General features: G+C 55.8%; 7 protein-coding genes. 1 reads left to right on the top strand and 6 read right to left on the bottom strand.

All coding sequences use genetic code 11. The annotated features are described in order from the left end of the window. Window positions 1–218: 218 nt before the first annotated feature. The 6 genes from fliE to VM163_00550 form a co-directional block, all read right to left on the bottom strand. Window positions 219–527, bottom strand: coding sequence for a flagellar hook-basal body complex protein FliE (gene fliE / locus VM163_00575; GenBank protein HUT02372.1), 309 nt, complete (start codon window positions 525–527; stop codon window positions 219–221). A gap of 15 nt (window positions 528–542) precedes the next feature. Continuing rightward, entirely contained in the window at window positions 543–980 is a 438-nt protein-coding gene (gene flgC, locus VM163_00570) for a flagellar basal body rod protein FlgC (protein HUT02371.1), read from the bottom strand. A gap of 12 nt (window positions 981–992) precedes the next feature. After that, window positions 993–1,385 carry a flagellar basal body rod protein FlgB gene (gene flgB / locus VM163_00565; protein HUT02370.1) on the bottom strand — a complete coding sequence of 131 codons (393 nt, stop codon included), beginning with the start codon at window positions 1,383–1,385 and terminating at the stop codon, window positions 993–995. A gap of 467 nt (window positions 1,386–1,852) precedes the next feature. Further along, the gene (ispH, locus tag VM163_00560) at window positions 1,853–2,770 is read right to left on the bottom strand and encodes a 4-hydroxy-3-methylbut-2-enyl diphosphate reductase (protein HUT02369.1); all 918 of its coding nucleotides are present in this window, start codon (window positions 2,768–2,770) and stop codon (window positions 1,853–1,855) included. Further along, window positions 2,767–3,513: a lysophospholipid acyltransferase family protein gene (locus tag VM163_00555; GenBank protein ID HUT02368.1), complete on the bottom strand. Its 747-nt coding sequence runs from the start codon at window positions 3,511–3,513 to the stop codon at window positions 2,767–2,769. Before VM163_00555 ends, ispH begins: the two co-directional genes overlap by 4 nt. Further along, on the bottom strand, window positions 3,510–3,650 hold the full coding sequence (locus VM163_00550; protein ID HUT02367.1) for a hypothetical protein: 141 nt from the start codon (window positions 3,648–3,650) through the stop codon (window positions 3,510–3,512). The genes VM163_00555 and VM163_00550 overlap by 4 nt, the downstream gene beginning before the upstream one ends. Window positions 3,651–3,826: 176 nt before the next feature. Here VM163_00550 and VM163_00545 point away from each other — a divergent pair, with 176 nt between their 5' ends. Then, window positions 3,827–3,994, top strand: coding sequence for a hypothetical protein (locus tag VM163_00545; GenBank protein ID HUT02366.1), 168 nt, complete (start codon window positions 3,827–3,829; stop codon window positions 3,992–3,994). The last annotated feature ends 144 nt before the right edge of the window (window positions 3,995–4,138 follow it).

Below are 4,138 nucleotides of genomic sequence, written 5' to 3'. Positions count from 1 at the left end.
ACACTAGCAAGATGATACCTATAACTATTGCCGCCGCGACACCACCCAAGCTCGCCTTCTGCCACAATGACAGATTCGACAGCATGACTTGCAGCTGGCCAATAGAACCACGTTTACTACCCTCAGATACGGCGCCCCCCTTCTCGGCCACCGGCTTCATTTCCATCCCTGGACTCCGCTCCGCCATCAATTCATCCCCGTTACTTGATTAAATAACCTCAAGCTCCCATTCGCATTATCTCTTGATACGCATCAACCAACTTGTTGCGAATCTTCTGCATCAACCTAAAACTCAAATCGGCCTTCTGTACCGACATCATCACGTTCTGAATGTCCTTCGTCTTCCCCGTCGCAAAATCCGTCATCGAGGTGTCGGCCTCATTCTGAAGCTTGTTGACCTCCTCGATCGATTCTTTGAGAAAATCGCCGAAGCTGCTCTTTCCTGTCCGGCCTGGCTGCTTCTGTTTGCCGTTCCCATCCCCGTCAATGGCATTTGGCCCGAAAGGCTGTACCTTCATGTCAATCATCAGCTAGCTCCTTTCTTATGTGCCCAGGTCTATCGCGCGCAGCGCCATCAACTTCGTAGCGTTCATCACCGCCAAGTTCGCCTCGTAGGACCTCGTTGCCTCAACCATGTTGACCATCTCAGCTATGATGTTGATGTTGGGATAGCTAACGTAACCGTCTGTATCGGCGTCAGGATGATTCGGCTCAAAGCGCCTCTCAGGCGGCCGGTCATCCTGACGTATCTCGGCCACCTTCACGCCGCGAAGACCGTCGTCTGTGAGCGAGGAGAGCATCTCTCCGAACTCCGACGTTACGTTTGCCGTCCTGAAGATAACGTCCTTCCGCACGTAAGGCCCACCCTCCGGCGTCCGAGTGGTCGAGGCGTTCGCGATGTTCGAGGAGATCACCTCCTGCCTAATTCGCTGAGCCGCCAGCCCGGAGCTACCGATGTTCAGAATGTCAAAGAAACTCATTGCGTCTTCCCCTTATGAAATTGCGGTCTTAAGCATCTCGATCTTCTTGGCTACCAGCTTGGATGACACTGAGAACATCAGCTCTGATTGGAGCAGGTCCGCCATCTCCTGCTCGATATTCACGCTGTTGCCATCCAGTCGGCAAGGCGCGTCAGTCTCCTGAACGTCGATCGGAAGCTCTCTGCCCGCGCCTTGGGACATGTGCCTGGGATCGGTTTGCACTGGCTGCATCTCGGCACACCTCTCGGAACATGCTGCCAAGGCCGCGCCAAAATCGAAGGTCCTGGCCTTGTAGCCGGGCGTGTCAACGTTGGCCACATTGCTCGCTACGAGGCTTGCCCGCCTTGAGGAAACGTCCAGAGCTCGGCCCAGAATGTTGAGAATAGGATTGTCTGCTATCTCCATAGCTCTCTCCAACAATGCAAAGGAAAATTCTTCCGACCCAATAGTCCTCTCCGGTCCTCAAGCACCTTGCACTTCATGCTCATTCGCCCACCAAGAGGTTAAATCCAAAACATTCAATCTCAATTAGCCAATTACTCCAGTTCATGGCACCCCTTTGTTCAAGCAGACAGCGTGCCAACTTGAGCAACAATCGAGCTGACGGGGCTGGGAGTGCCGCTTGGCGGCCGTTATAGGTCAGAAGGGAGTGCGGTCAGAATAGCCGATCATCTCCAAAGATCGGGAAGATTTTTCCGCCTGACACCAGCGCAAAGCAAATGCCAATGGGAGAGAATGCATCGCAGCCGCTAAAAACTGGGGACCAGCTCCTCAACTGACGACTGCTTGCCCAATAACGTTAGACAAAAAAGGTGCCGGCCGATCGGCCAACAGGCTTACTAATCACTAGGCCCGAACCGTGAGCTTACAGCCTATCGCCGATGCTTGCCCTCAGATTCAACCCGTAGCGAGAGCTCTTTGAGCCGCTCAACCACGGACGAGGTAATCCAAACCGGGGTTGAGGCGCCGACCGTAACGCCGACGCTCTTCTTGCCGTGGAACCACGCCGCCTCGATCTCTTCAGGTCGCTCTATGTGGTGCGTCTTGGTTCCATGATGCCGAGAAACCGCTGCCAGCTGCTTTGTGTTTGCGCTGTGTCTGCCGCCAACTACGATTACTACATTGCAGAGCTCGGCGAGCTTGAGGGTGTTAGCCCGCCGCGACAGCACCGCGTCACAAACCGTGTTGAACACGCGGACCACTTTGGCTTCGGCGGCAACGGTGGCAACGACCCGCGAGAAGACCTTTATTTGTTCGGTTGTCTGTGCGATCACACCCACTTTCTGGACGCCGTCGGGAAGCTTGATCTGAGAATCGCTGCCTACAACCTGTGAGTTTTCGCCGGAGAATCCAAGCAGGGCCTTGACTTCCGGATGCTTGGCGTTCCCGACGATTACTATGTGATAACCCTCTGTGCGCAATAAAGCAGCATTTTCTTGAGCTTTTTTGACAAATGGGCAAGTCCCATCAATTATATTCATGCCCCGGCGCTTGGCACCCTCAGCGAGCTCTGGCGGGAGACCGTGCGAGCGCGCGATGATGACCTCTCCATTCACCTCGTCGAGGGTCTCGGCAACATGGATGCCCTCTGAACGGAGCGCCTCAACTACGTCTCTGTTATGAATAAGCGGGCCTAGCGAGAATACCTTCCCGAACCGGGCGGCGGCATCCTTGGCCAGCCTGACCGCTCGCTCCACGCCAAAGCAAAACCCCGCATCCTCCACGCAGAATATGTCGAACCGGCCACCCTCGATGGGGGTTCGCCGAATCCCGTCAGGCACGTCTCTCATGACATCGCCCCGTCCTGAAGGCGCTCTTTGTTCTGCCCAAGTCTTCTTAAAAGGTCTGCCCGCAAGCACTTAATCTCAGCCATAACGCGCTCGGCGAACTCCGCGTGAAGCTGAGAGCGCGCCTTCCCCTCTGGACAATTAGGCGGCGGGATTGGTTTCCCAAAACATACGTAAAGCTTGTAAGGCCTTATCATCGACGAGCCCGGCGGCAAAATGCGCCAACTGTTGTGGATGTATATCGGGACAACCGGCGCTTGGCTTCTCTCGGCGATGAGCCCAATACCCGACATCGGCGGCAGCAGCTCGTTGGTCTTGCTCCTCGTGCCTTCCGGAAACATAAGTAGCGCTCCGTCTGCCTCAAGAACTGCCAGCGCCCGCCTGAGCATCTCTCTGTCGGCGCCCCAGCGCCTTACAGGGAAGGCATTCAAGTTCCGAATCAGCCAGCCAAAGAAACGACTTCTGAAAAGCTCCGCCTTCGCCGCGAAATGGACGGGCCTAAAGACCATTGACCCAACAAGAAGAGGAGGGTCGGCGTAGCTCCTGTGATTCGAGGCAAGGATCACCCTTCCCCTAGCCGGAAGGTTCTCTACGCCAGCAACCTCGGCTCTGAAAAGACCCTTCGATAGGACACAGCAGAGCGCGTGGCACGCCCTACATAAACACCGGCTGAATAAAGATTCAGCAGTCTGCGGTCCCAGCCGGCCTTCCCTCGGAACAGCATTGGTCTCGTGTTTACGCCTCACCACACCTGCTCGACCTCGCTCTCCTTCTCGTTCTTCTTGAGTATCCGATCAAATATGTCATTTCCACAACTAAGAACCGATCTGCCGGCCAGATTGCGGCACAAGGCCGTCAGCTCTTGAGCGTTGCTGAACGCCATGATTATCTCTCATTGTTCGAGTCAAATCCACAGCCTCTCCGACTCCCTCAGGACCGCGGGGACTTGGGCGGTGGTCCGATCCCCTAAGTTCACACCTTGTGCTACCCCCGTTATGCCCCCCGCTGACGATGGAAGGAGCGCAAACTTCTACTTCGGCACAAAATGACGTTGGGGCAGTGATATTCTGCTACACACCCTCCAGGCTCTTCGTTGGCACGGACCACCGCTGCACCTCCGAGTTCGGGCCCAGCATCGTCCATGAGAAGCCCCTCATCGACCCAGATGTCTTCAACTCGCTCTCATTCTCCCGCGACTTCTACGCCGCCAAGGAAGCGCTGAAGTAGCATGGGGACACTTGAGGCATCCCTTTTGCTGTGAATCTGAGCGGTTTGGGGGCGATGAAGCGCTCCCTGAAAGGGAGCAACGTGAGTAGCCCCGTGTGAAACGCGGGGAATCCGGACAACCATCCAATCCTCGCCCCTATGGCG

This window comes from bacterium, from assembly GCA_035527515.1.
Taxonomy (GTDB): Bacteria; B130-G9; B130-G9; order B130-G9; family B130-G9; genus B130-G9.
This window is presented reverse-complemented; position numbering and strand designations above follow the sequence as displayed.

Bases quoted from the DNA above. Each gene is read 5' to 3' on its own strand.
- fliE (HUT02372.1), bottom strand. From the start codon at position 527: ATGATTGACATGAAGGTACAGCCTTTCGGGCCAAATGCCATTGACGGG.
- VM163_00550 (HUT02367.1), bottom strand. From the start codon at position 3,650: ATGGCGTTCAGCAACGCTCAAGAGCTGACGGCCTTGTGCCGCAATCTG.
- ispH (HUT02369.1), bottom strand. From the start codon at position 2,770: ATGAGAGACGTGCCTGACGGGATTCGGCGAACCCCCATCGAGGGTGGC.
- flgB (HUT02370.1), bottom strand. From the start codon at position 1,385: ATGGAGATAGCAGACAATCCTATTCTCAACATTCTGGGCCGAGCTCTG.
- flgC (HUT02371.1), bottom strand. From the start codon at position 980: ATGAGTTTCTTTGACATTCTGAACATCGGTAGCTCCGGGCTGGCGGCT.